Source organism: Daejeonella rubra, assembly GCF_900103545.1.
Taxonomy (GTDB): Bacteria; Bacteroidota; Bacteroidia; order Sphingobacteriales; family Sphingobacteriaceae; genus Daejeonella; species Daejeonella rubra.
In genome coordinates this window covers 135,139-157,583 of sequence record NZ_FNHH01000010.1, presented here as the reverse complement: position 1 = coordinate 157,583, position 22,445 = coordinate 135,139, and the positions used below count along the sequence as shown (strand labels likewise).

Sequence of the window (22,445 nt, the reverse complement as noted above, 5' to 3'; positions counted from 1 at the left end):
AAGAAAATCAACAAACAAAAAAATAAATAGTCAACTCTAAAAACGATGAAAAAAATATCTTCTGTTCTTTTATTTGCATGTGTTTTCATGCTTGTTTGTTCCTTTTCGACCGATAAGCCTGCAGTATATTCTGTTAAGAAGTTAAAGGGAGCCTTGAAAATAGATGCAAACTGGGATAAAGCACAATGGAAAAAGGTCAAAGAAATACCTATAAGTAATTTTATGGGAGATATTCCAGCCTTTAGGCCGGTGGTAAGCGGAAAGATGATGTATGATAATGATAATTTATACCTGATCTATAAGGTTGAAGATCGTCATGTACGTATTCAAATGGATAAATTCAATAGTTCAGTATCAACGGATGCTTGTGTTGAATTCTTTTTCTCGCCTGATATGGAATGGCCATTAAGGTATTTTAATTTGGAAATTAATGCAGGAGGAACGGCCTTGATGGCTTATCATAAAGATGGTAAAAGGATCAATTTATCAGAGAATGATTTTAAAATTGTAGAAATTGCTCATACACTTCCCAAAAAACTGGATAAGGAAATCTCTGCACCTGTTACCTGGTACCTGGAGTTTAAATTGCCTTTGGAACTGCTTAAAAAGTATGCTAACATCACTCAGCCCAAAAAAGGGGTGAACTGGAAAGCAAACTTTTATAAAACGTCCAGTAGAAGTTCTAATCCTCATTACCTGACCTGGGCTGTGGTACAGAACCCAAAGCCTCAGTTTCATTTACCACAGTTCTTCGGGACAATAAATTTTAAATAGTAAAATGTTATTTGGGATAGAATATCCCTTTTTGAATTGAGATACCAGTTAAAATATCCTGCAATTATTACTAGATTAACCAGACCATATTAATTAATATTTTCAAATAATTATCAATGTATAAATCAAGACGTGAATTCATAAAGAAGAATTCAATCACTTTACTCGGAACCACCGTTTTATCTGCTACCAGTACCGGGCTGCTCGGAAAAACTGCCGACTTTCTGATGCCTCAAATTAATGACCTCCTCTATTTTGACGCATTTACCCGTATTGGCCCCAGAAGGTATAAACATCCTGGAGAAAAGTGGCGTTTGGAAGAAGCGGTGGAAGAATTAAACCACTGCTCTGTATCAGGAGCTATGGTGGCATCTACCATGTCGCTCAGCTATGATGCCATGTATTCGAATCTGGAACTTAGTGAAACACTGAAATCCTATAAGAATTTATTCCCCATCTGGAATATATTGCCTCACCATACGAATGAATTCTTAAGTCCTAAGGAGCTTAAGGTTAAAATGGCTGAATATAAGATCAAAGCTGTGACAATTCATCCTTTTTCTAATGGATGGGACTGGACCGCCGAATCCAGCCAGGAATTGCTTAACTACTTGAATGATAATAAGGTGTTTACCATTGTTACTGTTCCTGAATTAGGTGGCTGGAAAGAACTGAATGCTTTTCTTGATCGTTATAAATCAATACCATTACTTGTCACAGGAATTAGTTGGGGTGAACAGCGCTATGCAATTCCTTTGCTAACCGGGCATCCTAATTTCCATATCAGTTTCGACCGTTTTCAGATCAATGAAGGACTCGAATTCCTGTATAAAAAGGGGCATATTAATCAATTGATATTTGCAACAGATACACCAACCATGTCTGTAGGTGCCCACCGTGCATATATTGATTATGCTGATATCCCTAAAGAAGCCAAGGCAAAAATTGCTGGAGGAAATTTAAGTCGTCTTTTAGGAGGTTTACGTCCGCCTGCAATTCATACCAATAAGAATGAAGATATATTAATGACCGCTGTTCGTAATGGGAAACCACTCCCTGTTCCGGTGATCGATATGCACATGCATATGCTTCATGAAGGGATAAATGGAGCAGGTGGTACAGGTTATCATATGGAGAATGGCGGACCAAAAGGTATTTTCAAAATGATGGAAAAACTGGGTGTTGTTGGTGGTGGATTTATGAGCTGGAACGGTGTGGTAAGTAATGATTCTGTACAGGGTAATAAACTGGTTAAGTCAGCGCTGGATGTTTCACCGAAAGGTTACTGGGGACTTGCAACTTTCAGTCCGACACATTATACCCAGGAACAATTAGCAGAAATGATCCCACAGGTTTATGCAGATAAGCGTATTATTGGGATGAAGCCATATCATTACTATGGTATGGAATATAATAACCCGGCATATGATATCTGGTGGGAATATGGAAATAAAAATGGTCTGTATGCGCTGATCCATCCTTCCAGATCGGATCTGCAGGAAGTTGAAAAACTAGCTGCTAAATATCCAAATGTAAGATGGGTTATTGCTCATGCCGGTGGTAGCTATAAAATGGCAGATATGGCGATCTCTGCGATGAAAAAGTACAAGAATGTTTACGCAGAACTTACTTTAACCCCCGTTCCTCTGGGTGTCATCGAATATATGGTGGCAGCATTGGGTGATGACCGTATCCTGTACGGATCTGATCTGCCGATGCGCGATCCGAGACAACAGTTGGGTTGGCTGGTATTTTCCACACTTCCGCTTGCAAGTAAAAAAAGGATTTTAGGTGAAAATGCTTATAAAGTGGTTGAACCCTGCCTTAAAAATATGCCGGAACATAATGTGCCGGAGGTGTTTAGGAATAGGAAATAGGAAATTGAGACCTGATAAATATCGGGTTACGGAATGAGTACCACGAACCAGGAATCAAGGGTCAAGAAGTGGAAATTGGATAGTCTTTAGCCATTGCGTCTTAGCGAGAGAAAAAAACAAGAAGTTCTTGTGGGACGGTGAGGGCAGCGATTAAAGGGAATTGGAAAATGTTTTAAGGACTCTCGCAAAGACGCAGAGACGCGAAATATACCATCTGTAACGAATGATTTTATATAATCTTTAGCCATTGCGTCTTAGCGTCTTAGCGAGAGAAAAAATTGAGAAGTTCTTGTGGGACGGTGAGGGCAGCGATTAAAGGGAATTGGAAAATATTTTAAGGACTCTCGCAAAGACGCAGAGACGCGAAATATACCATCTGGAACGAATGATTTTATATAATCTTTAGCCATTGCATCTTAGCGTCTTAGCGAGAGAAAATAATAAGAAGTTCTTGTGGAATGGTGAGGGCAGCGATTAAAGGGAATTGGAAAATGTTTTAAGGACTCTCGCAAAGACGCAGAGACGCGAAATATACCATCTGAAACGAATGATTCTATATGATCCTTAGCCATTGCGTCTTAGCGTCTTAGCGAGAGAAAAAAATGAGAAGTTCTTGTGGAATGGTGAGGGCACTGACACAAGGGAATAGAAGATGTTAAAAAGATTCTCGCAAAGACGCAGAGACGCGAAATAATTGGATGACGGTAATTTGTTTTCGATAATGAAAAAACTAATGAGTAAAATTATCTTAGCGAGTATGCTCTTATCAAGCCCAGTTTTTGCCCAATGGCAGGCAGGTGTTGCCAAAGCAGATATTACCCCGACAGAACCGGTTCCTTTGGCAGGATATGGTGGTAAAACACGGATGTCTAAAGAAATCATTCATCCGATCTGGCTTAAAGCATTGGCTATCAAAGATTCAAAAGGAGAAACTTCCGTTTTGGTAACAGCTGATCTGGTCGGGCTAAGCAATAAAATGGTTGCCCTTATTGCAGGTAGTGCAATGGAAAAATACAGGATTCCAAGAGAGCGACTTATTTTAAATACCTCGCATAATCATTCTTGTCCTGTAACGGAAGATGTACTCTGGATCTATTATGAATTGACTCCGGAAGAAGTAGCTGCAAAAGACCGCTATACCGCAATGGTTTACAAGCGTTATGATGAGGTTATTTCAAATGCACTCAAAAATTTAGAACCTGCTGAATTACATTATGAACAGGGTCTGGCAGGAATTGCTGTGAATCGCCGCAGATCCCGCGGTCCTGAAACGCGTGCTTTTGGCGGACAGGTTGATCAGGATGTACCGGTAATCACGGTCAGGTCTGACAATGAATTAAAGGCTGTTCTTTTTGGTTATTCATGTCATACTACAGCCCTGGGAGGATTGAGTATCAATGGGGATTATGCAGGTTTCGCTCAATTGGAACTGGAGCGATCGAATCCAGGTTCATTGGCAATGTTTGTTCAGAATTGCGGAGGTGATGCAAACCCATTACCACGCATTCGTGGAAACGATGAAGAGGCAACAAAGCTTGCTTCCATGTATGGGAGCATTCTGGCTGAGTCTGTACGGCAGGTAATTGCTGCACCAATGAAACCATTGACCGGGCCCCTAACTGCCGTTATTGGTGAAACAGAACTTTTCCTTCAACCCGGGCTTCCATTGGCAGAACTCAAGAAACAATTACCCGGACTTAGCGGCATGACCAAGCGTGAAGTTGAGCACCAGATAGGTCAATATGAAAAGCAGGGTGCTCCTCCTGACAGAGTAAAATATCCGATCCAGGTATGGAGATTCGGTACTGACTTTACATTCATAGCCCTAACAGGAGAAACTGTCGTTGATTATTCCCTGAAATTTAAAGGGCTTTATGGATGGAATGACACCTGGGTATTTGGTTACAATAATGATCTACTAAGCTATGTTCCCAGTTTACGAGTGCTTAAAGAAGGGGGATATGAAGGCGATAGCGGTATGGCTGAATATGGTCACCGGGCACCATATACCAAAACGGTAGAAAAGCAGATCAGTAAAAAGGTTGCTGAATTGGTTAAAAAATCGAGGGAGTAATAAACAGATTGGATTGCCAGTTATTACTTCCTGTCATAAGATTGCTTCGTCGTGCCTCCCCGCAATGACAATCATGCCACAGCAATAATCTTCGCACAGCCACCATATTTAACCGGATTGACAACAGTATCCGTAAGCGGAATCCCCATCTGTATCCCCAGGGATAAGATCATCGTCATCTGATCAGAAATTACAATCGTATCCTTTAAATGCACAGAAACATCCATTGCCTGAAATAGTTGGCTGGCATGAAACCAGTCGGTGTACACACTCCTGTTTACTATATTGCCTGCATGGTATCCCTTACCGATAAAACGCATGTCAGTGACACAGCCCAGATTGACAATGAAACGAAACAGCGGATACTGTTTGGATAACATTAAATTTACGCCCGGCATTAATTCAGGAAACTGAATATGGGCCTGTTTATGATCGCGGTCGAGACTGAATTGCAGCGGATGCCTGACCACACTTTCAAAAATGGTGTTCCTGTTCAGACTGAAGCCAGTCAGCAAATGTTTATGACGGGATAAAAAGACATTCCGTTCACCGCGCGGACTTTCAGTATCTAAAAGCTGAATGGTTTTTGCCAGAGAGTTCAGCATAGGTGTATAATTATAATCTGCTAAAGGAGCTAAAGCCAGCATAGACCTGCGAATAATTCCACCCATTTTTGCACAAGCACTGAACTCGGTATAATTATCACGGGTAAGCTTAAAAGAAGGCGAATTCAGAATCTTCTTTTTATCGGCACCACCCTTAGTCCGAATAATGGTTTGGTTCATTCCCGGCAGCTTGTAAGCAGAAAGGTTTCCTAGTCCCCCGGAAAACTCAAGACCGTTTTTTAGTATAGCCATAGAGTGTAAGTATTTGTTAATAAACAATATACAAAATATAGATTAAGTATATTTATTAAAATATACCTTATATATACCTAAACTATACCTTGACTATACTTAAACTATACTTTAACTAACACCGCCAGTACTATTTGTCTTAGCCTGAGAATAGCATTGGCTTGCCTTGCTTTAAGCGTCCGGATTGTATACAGGCGGCTTGCCTAGAAATTTTAGTCTGGTTCAATATAAAATTGAACTTTCTGTGTTAATTGCTACTATAATTTTCTATTGGGATTAGGTAATTGGGATTAGAATGGGCATATTTAATAAAGCATGATAATACGCCAGCCGATTTGGGTAGCTTGAGAGAGTTTTATAGCCTGTATAAATAAGTTGTACGCTATTTTCCCCCATGCATAAAAACTATAATATAGATAAATCTAAAACAATATAATGGATATAGCCTCTTTAACAAAAGCCAATGCCAAAAGCCTGGCTACCGAATTACAATGGCTTAACCTGGTTATTAATACCAGCATGAGTTTGTACTGGGGAAAAACAGGCGGTTATAAAACCATTTACGATATTGAACCGCCCGATCTTACAAACGACACATCCCATTATGCACAGGTAGTTTCACATTACAAGATGGATTTTGATGAGCGGATAATACTGATATTGTCATTGGTGCCGCATGTGCAACCTCAATTGCTGGATGTTTTTTTTTTAAAGAATACCGACTACGACCGTGGCTTTACCGAGCTGGGTGGAATAAAAGGAAAGAATCATTCCGGCTTTATACCTACCGGCGAAACCGCGGCATTTATACTGGCTGCAAACAGTCTTGAAAACCGGTTTCGCATAGCTGAAACTTTTGGCGAAGATCATTTTTTTCATAAGAATAAGATCCTGCGGCTTAACAATGCTGCTGCCGACGAACCATTTTTAAGCGGTGTATTAAATATCTACACAGAATACCTTAACTATTTTACCAGCGATATTAAACACAAGCCCAACTACAATATTAATTTCCCGGCCAAAAGAATCACCACTAGTCTGGAATGGAGTGATTTGGTTCTTAATGGATTTAAACTGGATGAAGTGATGGAGATCAGTGACTGGATAAAACACGGAGATCATATTTTGAACCTATGGGGCCTGAATAAGAAAATAAAACCCGGTTACCGTGCCTTGTTTTATGGCCCGCCCGGCACAGGAAAAACTTTAACTGCAAGCCTGCTGGGTAAAACAGCGGGCCTGGATGTGTACCGTATTGACCTTTCGATGACGTTATCAAAATACATTGGTGAAACAGAAAAGAACCTGGCCAATATTTTTGACCAGGCCGAAACCAAGAACTGGTTATTATTTTTTGATGAAGCCGATGCCTTATTTGGCAAGCGGATACAAACCAGCAGCAGCAAGAACCAGCATATCAACCAGGAAATAGCTTACCTGCTTCAGCGAATCGAAGATTATCCCGGCGTGGTAATACTGGCTTCCAACATAAAAGCCCACCTGGGTGAGGCTTTTACACGCCGCTTCCAAATCATGATATCCTTTACCATACCCGATGAGTCTGAGCGTACAACCCTATGGCAAAATTCTTTTTCAGCTGAAACCGTACTGGAAGAAAATATAGACCTGTATGATATCAGCCGCAAATACGAACTATCGGGTGGCGCTATTATCAACATTGTACGCTTTGCTTCTTTAATGGCCATGAAGCGAAATAATAATATTATTTTGCTGAACGACTTGTTGGAAGGAATAAGGAGGGAGTTTGGAAAGGATGGTAAGATAGTGGGAAAGGGTGAGCGCCCAATTTATAAGCTACAAGACAACACAATAGTTGATAATGAAACTGCAATTGAATGAAAGCCTAATCAAACAAATTTTGAATTAATTCCAGTAGACAAACAATATCACGCAGGACAAGAGGAATGTTTGAAACGACTCGGAGTAAAAAGTTTGGACGACCTTAAATGACAAAAATCAAACTAAGAACTAACGCATTAACCATATCTGAAGTAGATGAATGGTTTACTGCTCATCTTCCTTACATTCGGACAACTTTGACAACCCCACTGTCCGTAGAGTTTCCATCGATAAAAAATTGATGTTTTAGCGCAACATTCATTAGCTGTTGTACAGTTTAAGCGTAGCGTCTACGGATTATTAAATGTTCAGGACTCAGTTGATTCATTTTTAATTAAAATGATCAGGTAAAAACATTAAACTCTACGGAAAGGATAGGTTCTCGCTTCCGCTAGATCCGATTTTGTCGGATGACAAGCGTTTTTGTTGGGAATCGAAATTTGGAACCATCTAACCCAATCCGCTTTTTTTAACATATTTTATTTTCCGAATGGGGCTTTTTTCTTTTTGCAGGTCATATATCTGTTAAAAGGTTAAAAAAAGAATTATACTTCTATTCATGAAAAACCGGACTGATTTTGGTTTAAACCGAAGAACATTTTTAAGTACCAGTGGTCTCGGACTTTTAGGTGCTTCCATGTCGGGTGTATTATGTAATGTTCCTTCGAAAGAAGAATCTGAGCAGACAGCGAATACCTTTCAGAAAGATGGTTGGAAGGCCATTATGGAATCGGCAAAGAAATATCCGAAGCTTGATGCTCATAACCATGTCTGGTCGGGTAGTAATGCTGCCCAGGTAGATGAAAGTTGTGAAGCGCTGGGTATTACAAAAGCGGCCTGCTCTATTCCCGGAGGGAAAAAGGTTGCAGAAATTCGTGCTAATAATGATATTATTATTCAGGCGATGAAATCGCATCCCAAGCGCATCATGGGACAATGTTATATCAATCCTTTATTTAAAAAAGAGGCTTTGGATGAGATCGACCGTTGCGTTGACAATGGTATGGTGATGCTTGGCGAACTTTATGATGCGGTTAAAATTTCTGATCCGATGTATTACCCTATTGTTGAACGCTGTATCCGGCATAAAATTCCATTGATGCTACATGGCGTGACCACACTTGGAAACTGGCGCCCGGGATACTTGCCAACTAATCCTCCAAATTCCTCTGTTCCTGAAGATTTTGTTGAAATAGCGAACCGCTATCCTGAAGCGATGATCATTTGTGGTCATATCGGTGGGGGAGGTAACTGGGAATACATGTGCCGGATTTTAAGGAAGGCTCCGACATTATTTCTGGATACCAGCGGTAGTGTAAGTGATGAGGGAATGATTGATATGGCGGTTAAATATCTTGGTGCAGATCGTTTGTTATTTGCTACCGATATGAACTATGAAACCGGTGTCGGTAAAATCATATGGGCTGATCTGAGCGAGGCCGACAGGAAAAAGATATTCTTCGAAAACTTTAATAATTTATTGAGAAAGGCGGGTAATCATGCTAGTTGATATCAATGCATTCGTTGGTCACTGGCCATACCGGAACTTAAGAGGGAATAACCTCAAAGACCTGCTGCAACGTATGAATACCTATGGGGTGGATAAAGCACTAGTGTCCAATCTGAATGGGATTTTTTATGTGGATGGGCAAATTGCAAATGAAGAGTTATTTGCAGAACTAAACTCCGATGCCTCATTTAAAGATCGCTTTATTCTGTTCGCGACCATTAATCCGATTCTTCCCTGGTGGAGGGATGCACTGGAGACCTGCCATAAAGAGTTTGGAATGAAAGGAATACGGATCTTTCCACATTACCATCATTACAAACTGACTGATGCAGCCTGCATTGAAATGGTTAAGGCTGCCAGAGATCTGGGTATGCCGGTTTCAATTCCACTCCGTATGACTGATTTGAGGGAACGGTCCTGGCTGGATGTGGATAAGGCGATCAGTTATAATGATGTTGCTGCTTTGGTAAGTAAAGTGCCTGATGCAAAATATATGATTCTTGAAGCCCGGATCACTGACGGACAGGAACCCACTACAGCTGAATCTGTTAAAATACTGAAGGCAGCTGATGTTCTTTTCGACACATCAAGAGGTAGTGGAGTGGTTGTAAAAGGCCCGAATAGTGAAAGTTTAACCTATTTGCTTGAGAATTTCGGAGCTGATAAGCTGGCTTTTGGAACAGAGACTCCTTTTGTGGATTATACCTCACCGTTTTTAAGACTCGGAGCTTTTAAAGCTATAAACGAGACTGAAAAACAAAAGGTATGGTCGGGGAATGCGATGCGAATGCTTAAACTATAAAAGAATTAAATCTTAAAGAATAAATACTAATTACTATCAACAATGAAGAAACAATTCCTTTTACAAATGCTTGCCATTTGCATGATTCTCAATCTTGCCTATGCTCAAAGTCCGGTAAGCCGGACACCCTACACCCTTTTCAATAATTTTGAAACCGGGGAACTTTTTGGCTGGGAAACCTATCCCTATGCTCAGGACATCGCTTTTGACGCGCTCTATTATGCTGTAAAGTCGCCAACCTATAAGGATAGTAAATATGCACTCGCACGTCCGTTTAAAGCTCATGATACCAATGAATTGTATCAGGGTTTTACCAAACGTTTGAATATTTATACCATTGCAAATACCCGTGTCAAAGCCGCTGTTTATTTTCAGAGTGATCGCAATGCAGAATCTCTGGAACTTTCTTTAGGAACATTTGATGGTAAACGTTATATGCATAAGATCAATAATCCTAAGGCAAATACCTGGCTTGAATTGGATATTCCAATTGCCAGCTTTAAGCTGAAAGGTGAATCCCTGAAAGCAGGTGAGCATATTCAGGTTATTACCCTCAAAGGATCTTATCCCATTGTAAATTACCTGTTTACCTATACTATCTTAATGGATGATTTCAGTATTAATGGCGAACGCGACAGGCAATTCATAGCCACAAATCCAAGTTCTACAAATCTGGATATGTTTGATATAGCTATTTTGAACAAACACTTTTTTTATGGTGATAATATCAGCTTAAAAGTTGCTCCTGAAGGCAATGTTAGTCTAAAACAGGTTAAAGGAACACTGCTTGACAGTAAAGGCCTGGTAGTTAAAGAAAATATTGCATTCACCCGCAGCGGAAACGAGTGGGTTAATAATGCAATTTATAAACTGACCGAAAAAGATGCACGCGGACAATGGGAGATCAGATTAAAAGGAGAATCAGATAAGGGTGCTGAGGTTAACTGGGCTTTCCGCTTTCTGATGCCTGGAAAACAGGTTAACGGACATCCACGATTATACTTCTCTGCTGAAGAGCTGAAAAACCGCCTGGCCAGTGAAAAATCTCCGGTTGCAAAAGGGATACTGGATCATGCTCTAAGTGAAAATGATTTCATGAAAGTTAATGTGGATGCGATCAATGAAGGTAAAGATTATACAGCTGAAGCCCTTGTTGGTGGTCCCCATGCCAGAACTTCAGTTGGTGAAAATTCTTATGCAGTATGGAATAATCCCAATTCAACACTTGGAAAGGTAATTGAAGAGGGCAGTTTTAAATATACTTTTACTGGTGATCGTGCGGCAGGTGAGCAGGCAAAAAAGGCTCTTTTGAAGCTTTGTTCTTTTAAGAAGTGGAATGCAGACTGGATGCTTGAACGTAAGTTCTGGACCTATTATCCGGTTGGATATACCATAAAGCCCGTAGCTTATGGATATGATATGCTTTATGATCTGCTTTCTGATTCAGAAAGAGCATTTGTCAGGAAAGCAATAATGGATAAAGGATTGAAAATGTTCCATCGTGATATGGTTGAAATGAACCGTATGCCTTCCAATCAAACGAACCATATAGCTGTTCTGGCTGGAGGAATGGGTTTAGCAGCTACTGCTATCTATGGTGATGATCCTTCTAATCCTAGCCTTGAACCATACATTTCAGGTATCATGACCAAAACTAAAACCTTTATCGACCGTACCTATTACGAGGATGGAAGTTATGGTGAGCCGAAAAGCGGCTATATGAACATGGCAAGCAGGGATATGGGCGAATTATTGCCCGCCTTTGAGCGTAATTTTGGTGTAGATTATACTACAACTACTAATTTTCAGCATTTTTATAAATACCTGATCCAGGCTAGCTATTCTAATGGATTGATGCAGGATTACGGTGATGGAGGCGGTGCAAAAGGTTCAAAGGTCGACCTGGGTGGACAGATCCACTCCTGGTGGTTAGTAAACCGTACCAAAAATCCTTTATTATATTCTTATGTTAAACCTTTTTGGGAAGCCGGAAAAGGTGGGTATTTAAGCTACTACTGGTACAGAGATGATATTACTCCGGCTTCAAGAGAAACATTGTCTCCATCAAAGTTCTTCTCAGCACAGGGTATGGTTATGCGTTCAGGATGGGATGATGCAGCAATGGTATTAAGTACCCGTGTTGGCCCCAATGCTAATCACTATCACTATGATCAGGGAAGTTTCCAGATCATGAAAAATGGTGAGACACTTCTTACTGATCCGGCTTATGGTCCATTGGGTTATTATGCGAATCTTGAATATTTAAGCTATCATGTTCAGGCCAATGCTCATAATGTGATGCTGGTTGATCATGATCCTGAAAGTCAGACGCCTGCACATTATGATAACGGAATCAAAGCCCTGCGTGATTGGCCAAAAGTGTTGCATTTATTTAATGGAAAACATGCTGATGGAATTGAAAGTGAGCTGAGCTCTGTTTATAAAGATAAGCTTGAAAAATATTCAAGAACACTGCTTTATACTAAAACAGGTCCTATATTTTTGTTCGATGAGGTAAAAAGTAAGACCCCGGGCGGTCATGTGTACGACTGGTTGTTCCACGCTCCTCCGGGAGAAAATAATGAGACTGCCATCAGCTATAAAAATGGCCGTATGATCATCGATCGTCCTAAAGCAAAACTGACAATGGATGTGGTTAGTCCGGAAATCACTGCCTCAAAAATTTATGATAAAGGCGTTGGTAAAGTTTTTTATGAGTCATTCCTTGATCTGGCAAGTAAGTCAAACCTGGATCAGGTGAATTTCCTTGCCGTTATCTTACCTGAGTCTAAATCAGGGTCAGGCAGTGCCGGACCTGCTCCGGTAACTACCAGAATGGATGCTCCGGGATGGATCGGTGCAAAAATGGAACATGCCGGTGGCTCTGACATCGGTTTCTTCCATATTGGAACAGAAAATGGTACTGCGGCAGGTTTTAAAACTGATGCTAAGAGGTTCACAGCATCTTATGATAAGTCGGGTATGCTAAATAAAATTTATTTCGAAGGAACCTCAATTTCAGGAAATGGGGTATCGATCACTGCAGATCAGGGAGTAAGAGGTACAGTTCTGGTTGATGGATCAGGTTTGAACTCTGAAATTAAGTCGGCAAGAGATCTGACTTTGAAGTTCACGTTTTCTGGAAAGCCATCGGCTGTTCAATTGAATGGTCAGCTAACGAATGACTGGACTTATGATTCATCATCCAGCATGCTGACAGTTAAAACACCAAAAGGAACCAATGAGCTTAAGATCTCCAAATAAGATATCGGCGCTTCGTTTAATTTGATGAAAATACTATAGGGATCTTCGTTATCATTTGATAGCGATGATCCCTTTTTTCATGAATAATGTACTAAATTCATTGCTTTATTAAAATAGTAAAAACTACTGTTTATGAACCGATATCCTTTGCTATACTCTTTATTGATCATCCTTTTTTCCCTTTTGGGGATGTCTGAATTATCTTCAAACATGATTGGCAGGGATATGAATTTAAGCTTAAAGAGGAATGTTTTTTCATCTCCGGTATATGACAGCCTTAAAACGAGGCAGCAAAGCTGGACTGCCGAACAGCTATGGATGCAATCCACCTCTCAAAATCTTAAATTTTCAGATAATTCCATCATTCAGGAAGATATTTTGCTTATCGAAAATGATGCAGGCGGTTTGGGATCGATCCGTTCTGAAGCCTGGGATACTTTATCAAAGGGTATTATCATCAGGAAATATCTGGAACTGCCGCTATTGCCTGTGACAACTGCAACTATAAGTATGCTTGTTTATCCTGTATTTCCTGCAGAGCCTATGAGCGGAGGCATGCTGGAGTTTAAAGTGAACGGACATAAGCCTATAATCTATGAACTCAGGCATTTCTGGGCTTCTGTTCCGGTTCCTGCTGAATATTTGATAAAGGGTAAAAACCTGATCGAGATAAAGGCACATAATCAGAATGAGAAATTCAGGATACCAATGGCTTTAAGTTCGGTTGTTAAAACTATTGTCGGGCAGCCCACATCTTATACTGGCAATAGTCAGCGAAGCAGTGATCAGGGAAAAACCTGGAAATATGCAGGATCTAGCTCAAATATTGCAGAATACCCTGTCCGTTTAAAAATTAAGGCTTCAAATAAGCGTGCATGGCTTCAAACTCCTGTATTTAACCTGGCAGATAAAGGACTTAGAGATGTATTTTATCTTCCTGTAAAGATGGAAGCTGCCAGCCTTCAAATTGATACGCTGAACAGCTCAGGTTCAAATTGGCAAACCCGAATCAGAAGCGGCAATACTCATGTGCCGGAAGTGGGTGATTGGACTGACTGGAGACCTGTTGAAAATGGAAACTTAGCGGTGGATTTAAATCATCGTTTTGTACAGATCGAATTCAGTTTTGAATCAAATTCAGGGATCATTTCCCCGAAGATTCAGGGTTTGCGATTAAATACTAAGTGGCGGTCGCCTGATAATTCTGATAATATATTTGTCTCCGAAGTAAAGAACTACCCATTGATCCGAAGTTCTTTTGAGTTCAGGCACGAAAACCCGTCTTTACCTGCACTTCAGGAGTTCAGGAAACAATTTCAGCTTGATAAAATTGTTGAGGGAGCAAAAACTGAGTTGGATAAAATTAAGCGTTTAAGAGCCTGGGTTGCAGGTAGCTGGGATTGGTTCCTTCCGAATCCTGAATTGAACGATCTTCTAACCTGGGATGCCAGGAAAATTTTAACTGCACCGGATAAATCATTAAATCTGGCTCAAAAAGGAGGTAATTGTCTCCATTATGCGATTGTTTTTGCTCAGGCCTGTCAGAGTTTTGGGATCCCGGCACGTATAGTTAATACAAATTATGCGATTTGGGGCGGACATGAACTTGTAGAGGTCTGGTCGGGGGAATTTGAAAAGTGGATCATGGTGGATCCTAATTTTGATTCGATGTTCTATGGAAAGCAGAATGGCGTTCCGCTGAATATCCTGGAATTGCATCAGGTATTTCTGGAAACCTATTATCCCGGGAAAGAGCTTGTCGACCGGGATTCATGGTCTTTCGAAGATAGAGACCGTCGGGCAGAAAAGATCGATCCTGAAACACTTCCAATCCGGATGGAAGTAGGAGGGAATGCCTATTCCGGTCAGATCAATAAGGATTATGTTTGGTGGAAGGCTACATTCAATAAATCCAATCCAGGATATTCCGGTGGTTATGGCTTCTATAATACTGCAGAAGTACGCTGGCTACCGCGAAGTAACTGGTTAAGTCAGGAATTACCATTGCCAGTAACGCATGGCAGGACCCATTGGGGATGGGATGGGTATTACGCATGGACTGATGATCAGACACCTGAAACTGCTGAACATCGTTATTTTGTGAGGAGGGAAAGAGATATGTATAATCGTTTATTTGCAGTTGATTTCAGTGCATTACCTGTCAGTGAGGGTTTACTTGAGATCAATATGGCAACTGATACTCCCAGATTCAAGCATTTCGAAATAAGCGTCAATGGAAATATCACCTATGAAAATACATCTTCTGCTTCAGTTAAATTATCATCAGGAGTCAATACCATTGAGATCAGAAGTGTTGATATTTTGGGTAATCAGGGTTCAAAAAGTATGCTGAAGGTTCATTATAATTCGCTTAATTGATATTTTGAAGATATAGTTTATTCTCCGGGACCTTTTGAGATTAAAATATTTTAGAGACGGATAGGACATTCAAACTAATCGGGGTCATAAATATATGAGCTCGAGGTTTATTAATTTCAAACCTGGGGTTTTACATTAATTTCAAATAATTCATCAACATTAAATAGACTAAAACCTGTTATTTTTCTATTTTAGGGGATCGTTATAACGGGCTGAAAAAAGTATGGAAAGAATTCTAAAAATACACAACGGTAAAATTTTAACGCCTTATCGTATCATTGAAGGAACGGTAATAGTGGTGGATGGAAAAATAAAAGAGGTAACTGAGGGGAATATAGATGTTGCCGATGCTATTGAAATAGATGCTAAAGGTCAATATATAGCTCCCGGATTTATTGATATTCACGTTCATGGTGGTGGTGGTCATGATTTTATGGATGGCTCTGAAGAGGCATTTTTGAAAATCGCTGAAACACATGCAATGTATGGAACAACAGGTTTGATGCCTACTACATTGACCAGTGAACTGGACGAGCTTTATAATACACTTGAATTATACAAACAAGCTGATAAAAACAATAAAAAAGGCGCTCAGTTTCTGGGAATGCATCTTGAGGGACCATATTTTGCATTAAGTCAGCGAGGTGCTCAGGATCCCCGATATATCCGTAATCCTGATCCAAAGGAATATATGGATATTCTTTCCAGGTCTTCTGATATAAAAAGATGGAGTGCTGCTCCCGAATTAAAAGGTGCAATCGAATTTGGAAACCATTTACGCTCCAAAGGTATTCTGGTTGCTATGGCACATACCGATGCGATCTATGAAGAAGCATTAGTTGCATTTGAGGCTGGCTATACCCTGGCAACGCATTTTTATTCTGCTATGTCGGGGGTTTCACGCAGAGAGTGTTTCAGATATGCCGGAGTGATTGAAACTGCCTATCTGCTAGATGAGATGGATGTAGAGATTATTGCTGATGGAGTACACCTGCCTGCACCTTTATTAAAGCTGATCTATAAAATTAAAGGGCCTGATCGTATTGCCTTAATCACCGATTCGATGCGTTCTGCTGGGATGCCTCCCGGAGATAGTATTCTCGGTAGTAAGCATAATGGATTGAAAGTGATTGTTGAAGACGGGGTGGCTAAACTTCCAGATCGTTCTTCTTTTGCCGGAAGTGTGGCCACTTGCGACCGTTTAGTTAGGACGATGATTAATATGGCTGATGTGCCTTTGCTGGAAGCTGTAAAGATGGCTTCTCAGACTCCGGCCAATATTTTAGGTTTGGGTTCAACTAAAGGATCTTTGATCACAGGTAAAGATGCCGACATTGTTATTTTCGATGGGAATATTAATGTTAGTACAACCATAGTTCAGGGAAGAGTTATTTACAATAAAGAAAATTAATACAATTACAGAAATTACATATTACCAGTTATGAGAGAGATCAATAAAGATAAATTAAACGTAAAAATATATAGTGGAAGACCGGAATTAGGTGCTGCGGCTGCTGAAATTCTTACAGCGAAAATCTCTGAATTGTTAAAAACAAAGGAATATATCAATATCATTTTTGCTTCAGCTCCTTCACAAAATGAGTTTTTAGCAGAATTGCTCAACAAAAATATTGAATGGAACAGGATCAATGCCTTTCACATGGATGAATATGTTGGCCTGCATCCGGATGCACCACAAGGATTTGGAAATTTTCTAAAGGATAGATTATTCAGTAAGGTGAACTGCCGCGAGGTACATTATCTGAATGGTAATGCTGTCAATATTCAGGATGAATGCAAGCGTTATTCCGACCTGCTTATTAAATATCCTACTGATATCGTATGCCTGGGGATAGGGGAGAATACTCATCTGGCCTTTAATGATCCGCATGTGGCTGATTTTAATGATCCAGAGATCGTAAAGGTTGTAGATCTTGATCAGGATTGCCGTACTCAGCAGGTTAATGATGGATGTTTTGCAAGCATTGATGATGTTCCTACCCATGCTCTTACTATTACTATGCCGGCATTGTTCAAATCAACTTTCGCTTATGCCATCGTGCCGGGTAAGTTTAAAGCCAATGCAATTTACCATACCCTGAATAGTGATATCAGTGAATTATATCCTTCAACGATCCTTAGGAAACATGATCATGCAATACTGTTTATTGATGAAGATAGTGCATCGGATTTGTAAGAAATATTCAATTGAGATATATTGATCAGGATTTAAAATTAGTGTATTTGTTTATTCTAAAAACATAAATTTATTAACCCGGTATAAAATTAATCCCCAGACATAATAAAATTAAATATGAGTAAAAACACCACCGTAACAGCAGGTTCTTTAAGTCAGCGTGATACCTTAACAGGTATGCTGATCATTGCATTTATGTTTTTTATGTTTGGATTTACCTCCTGGATAAACGCGATTCTGATTCCTTATTTTAAGATTTCATTTGAACTTTCTCATGTTCAGTCTTATCTGGTAACCTTTGCATTTTATATTTCTTATTTGATCTTCTCAGTTCCGGCTTCCTATTTATTAAAAAATGTAGGATTTAAGAAAGGAATGATGATCGGTTTCTGGGTTATGTCAACAGGTGCTTTTTTGTTCGTGCCTGCGGCAATTACAATGACCTATGAGCTATTCCTGCTTGGATTATTCTCTATAGGTGCCGGACTGGCTTTATTGCAAACAGCAGCAAATCCATATATCACAATCCTTGGCCCTAAAGAACGTGCTGCTCAACGTTTCAGCATCATGGGGATCTGTAATAAAGGTGCAGGTATTCTTGCTCCTCTATTATTTGCTGCAGTTATTTTCAAAGCAACAGATAGTGCAATGCTTGATAATATCTCTACAATGTCTCAGGCAGAGAAAGATGTTGTATTTCATGAACTTATTCAAAGAGTAATTGTACCCTATGCATGCGTAGGTACTTTTCTTTTTCTTATTGGCTTGTTTATCCGGTTTTCTCCGCTTCCAGAGATCGATACAGAGCATGAAAGTGATGAAGTTGCACAGGCTAACTCCTCTAAAACCAGTATTACACAGTTTCCTCATTTGATCTTAGGTGCTTTTGCAATTTTCCTGCATGTTGGAACTCAGGTTATTTCAATTGATACCGTGATCAGTTATGCAGGAACAATGAACCTGAACTTGATTGAAGCCAAAGTGTTCCCATCTTACACACTTACCGCACAGATCTGCGCCTATTTAATCGGTATCGTTTTTATTCCTAAATTTTTCAGTCAGTTAACTGCCCTTCGGGTGAGCACGATCTTAGGTATTATTTTGACATTGCTCATTATATATGCTAAAGGTCAGGTTAGTTTCCTGGGACATACTAATGACATTTCTTTATGGTTCGTAGTTATGCTAGGGCTTGCTAATTCACTGGTTTGGGCTGGTATCTGGCCCCTTGCATTGGATGGTTTGGGAAGATTCACAAAAATTGGAGCTTCGTTAATGGTTATGGGATTAGCCGGTAACGCCATATTGCCAATGGTCTATGGATATTTTGTTGATATTTTCAACGCCAGAGATGCTTATTGGGTATTGTTCCCATGCTATATGTACCTGGTATTTTATGCATTCAGAGGTTACCGTTTAAGAAGCTGGAAGTCATAATTTAATAGGAATAAAGTATTCATCAATGAATTTTGCATTGTCAAAGGTAACGTACCCGTAATAAACAAATCGAAATTTAGCCTTTCGGGATGAGTACAAAGATTAAAGGAGCTTAAACAAGAAATAAAAGGATGAAGAACAGGACACTTTTCTGGGTTTTGGCATGTTTTATTTTCAGCAATTATGCAAATGCTCAGAATTCAGGAAGCAGGGTTCCTTATACAGTATACAACGATTTCGAAACTGGTGAACTTTTCGGCTGGGAAGCGTATCCATATGCTCAGGATATAGCTTTTGACGCACTTTACTTTGCCAGTAAAACCCCAACGTATAAAAACAGTAAATACGCTCTGGCAAGACCATTGAAGGCTCATGATACCAATGAACTTTATCAGGGATTTACTAAGCGCCTTAATCTTTATACTGTTCCTGATACCAGAGTTAAGGCAGCGATCTATTTCCAAAGCGACCGGAATGCGGAGTCTCTGGACTTATCACTTGGAACTTTCGACGGCCGCCGCTTCCTGCATAAGATCAGTAAACCTCAGGCAAATACCTGGATCGAAATTGATCTTCCTTTATCCTCCTTCAGCCTTAAAGGTCAGCCTCTTCATGCTGATGAGCATATACAGGTGATTACTGTTGAAGGAACCTATCCGGTAAAAAACTATTTGTATACCTATACCATTTTAATGGATGATTTCCAGATCAATGGTGAACGTGATACCCGTTTTGTTCCTTTAGTTCCTGAAGCTACTGTTTTCGAGATGTTCAACGTCTCTGTTTTGAACAAGCATTACTTTTACGGTGATATGATCAGTTTGAAAACTTCAACTGAAGGCAATCTGAACCTTAAACAGGTTAATGCCAGCCTGATAGATAGTCGCGGGAAAGTGGTGAAAGACAATATTCCTTTCACTCTAAGTGAAAATAATTGGCAAAATGAATCGATCTATAAATTCTCTGAGAAGGATGCCCGCGGACAATGGGAGATCAGAGTTAAAGGAATCGATAATCAGGGTGCACAGATCAGTCAGTCTTTCCGTTTTCTGATGCCTGGGAATAAAGTAAATGCTCATCCTCGCTTGTATTTTAACAAGGAAGAACTCAAAAACCGACTAGCTAATGAAAAGTCGCCGGTAGCCAAACGTATTCTTGACCATGTACTTGAAGAAACCGCTTTCATGAAGGTTAATGTAGATGCCATTAGGGAAGGAATAGATCGTACAGCAGAGAATCTGGTTGGCGGACCATATTCTATGAATTCAGTAGGTTTTAGCAATTATGCCTTATGGAATAACCCCAACAGTACCCTGGGCACTGTGATAGAGGAAGGCAGTTTTCGGTATGCTTTTACCGGAGATAAAGCGGCCGGTGAACAGGCAAAAAAAGCGCTTTTAAAGTTATGTTCTTTTAAAAAATGGAATGCAGACTGGATGCTGGAACGCAAGTTCTGGACCTACTACCCGGTAGGTTATACGATTAAGCCGGTTGCTTATGGCTATGACATGTTGTATGATCTGCTTTCAGATTCAGAACGGTCTTTTGTTCGGAATGCCATCATGGAAAAAGGTCTGAAGATGTTTCACAGAGATATGGTAGAAATGAATCGTATGCCATCAAACCAGACTAATCATATAGCGGTTATTGTTGGCGGTATGGGAATGGCTGCAACGGCAATTTATGGTGATGATCCTGATAACCCTACTCTGGAGCCTTACCTTTCAGGCATTCTTACCAAATCCAGGGAATTCATTGATCGGACTTATTATGAGGATGGCAGCTATGCTGAACCTAAAAGCGGTTACATGGATATGGCTACCAGAGATATTGTTGAGATCCTTGCCACATTTGAACGGAATTTCGGCGTGGATTATTCAACTACTACCAATGTCCGGAATTTTTACAAATATCCGATTCAAGCAATGCATTCCAGTGGTCTCATTCAAAGTTATGGAGATGGAGGAAGGAGTTACTCAGGCTTTGATCAGATTCATTCCTGGTGGTTTGTAAACCGAACTAAGAATCCTTATTTATATAATTTCGTAAAACCTTTCTGGGAATCAGGAAAGGGGGGATACCTGGGCTATTTATGGTTCAGAGATGATATAACTCCTTTGAAAAGAGAAACTTTAACACCTTCGAAAATTTTTTCTGCTCAGGGAATGGTAATGAGAAATGGCTGGGATGATGCCTCCACCATAATTACTACACGAGTAGGTCCTAATAATAACCATGCTCATTATGATCAGGGAAGCTTCCAGATCATGACCAATGGTGAAGAATTACTGACAGATCCAGGTATTGGCGCTTTAGGATATTATGCAAACCTTGAATTTTTGAGCTACGATGTACAGGCAATTGCCCATAATGTTATGCTGATTGATCATGACCCTGAAAGTCAGGCTCCTGCTCATTATGATAATGGAATTGCAGCACTGAAAACCTGGCCAACTATGACTCATAGCTTTGCTGGAAAGATCGCTGACGCTGTGGAAAGTGATCTTAGCTCCGTTTACAAGGATAAGCTTGAGAAATATTCACGTACACTCCTTTATACAAAGACCGGCCCGGTATTTTTATTTGATCAGGTGAAAAGTAAAACCGGGGGACATATCTATAATTGGTTGTTCCATGCTCCGCAAAATGAAGGAAATAAGCGTTCCATAGCTTATAAAGATAATCGTGTAACCATTGATAGGCCCAATGCAAGACTAACCATGGATATCATATCTTCAGGAATTTCAGAGCGGTCTAATGATAACCTTGCTTTATTCTCTTATGCTGCAGATCTTGGCTCAGCAAGTATCCGCGATAGAGCAGATAAAAAATTTGCAGAAAGTTTTCTAACGCTGGTTAGTAAACCTGATCTGAATGAAGCCAACTTCTTCGCTGTTTTGCTGCCGGAGGCAAAACCTGTCTCCGGGAATTATTCTCAGAGACCGGTAACTACTAAAATTGAAGCAGATGGGTGGATCGGGGCAAGAATTGATCATGGAGAGGAGTCATCTTATGGATTTTTTAGAAATGGTGCTTCAGCAAATGGAATTGCAAACGGTTTTACAACAGACTCAAAGCATTTTACAGCATCTATTGACCGATCTGGAGCTTTAACTAAAGTTTATTTTGAGGGAGCCTCATTTATCGGCCATGGTCTTTCAGTTTCATCAACTAATTCAATAACTGCTGCAATTGCAATTTCTACGAAAGAAATATCCCTGGAACTTCAGTCGGAAGATGCAGGAAAATTGTCATTATCAATTATAAAAAAGCCGTTATCTGTTCTTTCGAACGGCCAGGTTCTGCGCGACTGGTCATATAATGATCAGACAAAAATGCTTAGTTTGAAGGTCCCAAAGGGCAGAACTGAAATGAATGTGAAACTGAAATAATATATAAAGCAAAATTATTTTA

The 22,445-nt window shown here is 40.0% G+C and carries 13 protein-coding genes; 12 read left to right on the top strand and 1 reads right to left on the bottom strand.

Annotated features, from left to right (window positions below; genetic code table 11):
- The first annotated feature begins 45 nt into the window (after positions 1-45).
- The 3 genes from BLR27_RS09375 to BLR27_RS09365 all read left to right on the top strand — a co-directional run bounded on the left by BLR27_RS09375 (position 46) and on the right by BLR27_RS09365 (position 4,725).
- Positions 46-774 (top strand): carbohydrate-binding family 9-like protein, encoded by a 729-nt coding sequence (locus BLR27_RS09375; protein ID WP_090704158.1) that lies wholly within the window; start codon positions 46-48, stop codon positions 772-774.
- Positions 775-890: 116 nt separating this feature from the next.
- On the top strand, positions 891-2,651 hold the full coding sequence (locus tag BLR27_RS09370; RefSeq protein ID WP_090704156.1) for an amidohydrolase family protein: 1,761 nt from the start codon (positions 891-893) through the stop codon (positions 2,649-2,651).
- A 733-nt stretch (positions 2,652-3,384) separates the two neighbouring features.
- Positions 3,385-4,725, top strand: a complete 1,341-nt coding sequence (locus tag BLR27_RS09365) for a hypothetical protein (RefSeq protein ID WP_143007721.1) — start codon at positions 3,385-3,387, stop codon at positions 4,723-4,725.
- Positions 4,726-4,796: 71 nt separating this feature from the next.
- Here BLR27_RS09365 and BLR27_RS09360 read toward each other — a convergent pair whose 3' ends face one another.
- Positions 4,797-5,582: a hypothetical protein gene (locus BLR27_RS09360; protein ID WP_090704152.1), complete on the bottom strand. Its 786-nt coding sequence runs from the start codon at positions 5,580-5,582 to the stop codon at positions 4,797-4,799.
- A 435-nt stretch (positions 5,583-6,017) separates the two neighbouring features.
- On the opposite strand from BLR27_RS09360, the gene BLR27_RS09355 reads away from it, so the two are divergent.
- The 9 genes from BLR27_RS09355 to BLR27_RS09315 all read left to right on the top strand — a co-directional run bounded on the left by BLR27_RS09355 (position 6,018) and on the right by BLR27_RS09315 (position 22,423).
- Positions 6,018-7,442, top strand: coding sequence for an ATP-binding protein (locus BLR27_RS09355; RefSeq protein ID WP_090704150.1), 1,425 nt, complete (start codon positions 6,018-6,020; stop codon positions 7,440-7,442).
- 559 nt (positions 7,443-8,001) lie between these two features.
- Positions 8,002-8,952, top strand: a complete 951-nt coding sequence (locus tag BLR27_RS09350) for an amidohydrolase family protein (RefSeq protein ID WP_090704148.1) — start codon at positions 8,002-8,004, stop codon at positions 8,950-8,952.
- On the top strand, positions 8,942-9,754 hold the full coding sequence (locus BLR27_RS09345) for an amidohydrolase family protein (RefSeq protein WP_090704146.1): 813 nt from the start codon (positions 8,942-8,944) through the stop codon (positions 9,752-9,754). The genes BLR27_RS09350 and BLR27_RS09345 overlap by 11 nt, the downstream gene beginning before the upstream one ends.
- A gap of 42 nt (positions 9,755-9,796) precedes the next feature.
- A complete protein-coding gene (locus tag BLR27_RS09340; protein ID WP_090704145.1) occupies positions 9,797-13,018 on the top strand; it encodes a DUF4962 domain-containing protein in 3,222 nt (1,073 codons plus the stop codon).
- 132 nt (positions 13,019-13,150) lie between these two features.
- Positions 13,151-15,397: a transglutaminase-like domain-containing protein gene (locus tag BLR27_RS09335; RefSeq protein ID WP_090704143.1), complete on the top strand. Its 2,247-nt coding sequence runs from the start codon at positions 13,151-13,153 to the stop codon at positions 15,395-15,397.
- Between the two features lie 223 nt (positions 15,398-15,620).
- Positions 15,621-16,808, top strand: a complete 1,188-nt coding sequence (nagA, locus tag BLR27_RS09330; RefSeq protein WP_090704141.1) for an N-acetylglucosamine-6-phosphate deacetylase — start codon at positions 15,621-15,623, stop codon at positions 16,806-16,808.
- Between the two features lie 30 nt (positions 16,809-16,838).
- Positions 16,839-17,594 (top strand): glucosamine-6-phosphate deaminase, encoded by a 756-nt coding sequence (locus BLR27_RS09325; RefSeq protein WP_090704139.1) that lies wholly within the window; start codon positions 16,839-16,841, stop codon positions 17,592-17,594.
- Between the two features lie 117 nt (positions 17,595-17,711).
- Entirely contained in the window at positions 17,712-19,031 is a 1,320-nt protein-coding gene (locus BLR27_RS09320) for a sugar MFS transporter (RefSeq protein WP_090704137.1), read from the top strand.
- Between the two features lie 131 nt (positions 19,032-19,162).
- Positions 19,163-22,423 (top strand): DUF4962 domain-containing protein, encoded by a 3,261-nt coding sequence (locus BLR27_RS09315; protein ID WP_090704135.1) that lies wholly within the window; start codon positions 19,163-19,165, stop codon positions 22,421-22,423.
- Positions 22,424-22,445: the final 22 nt, after the last annotated feature.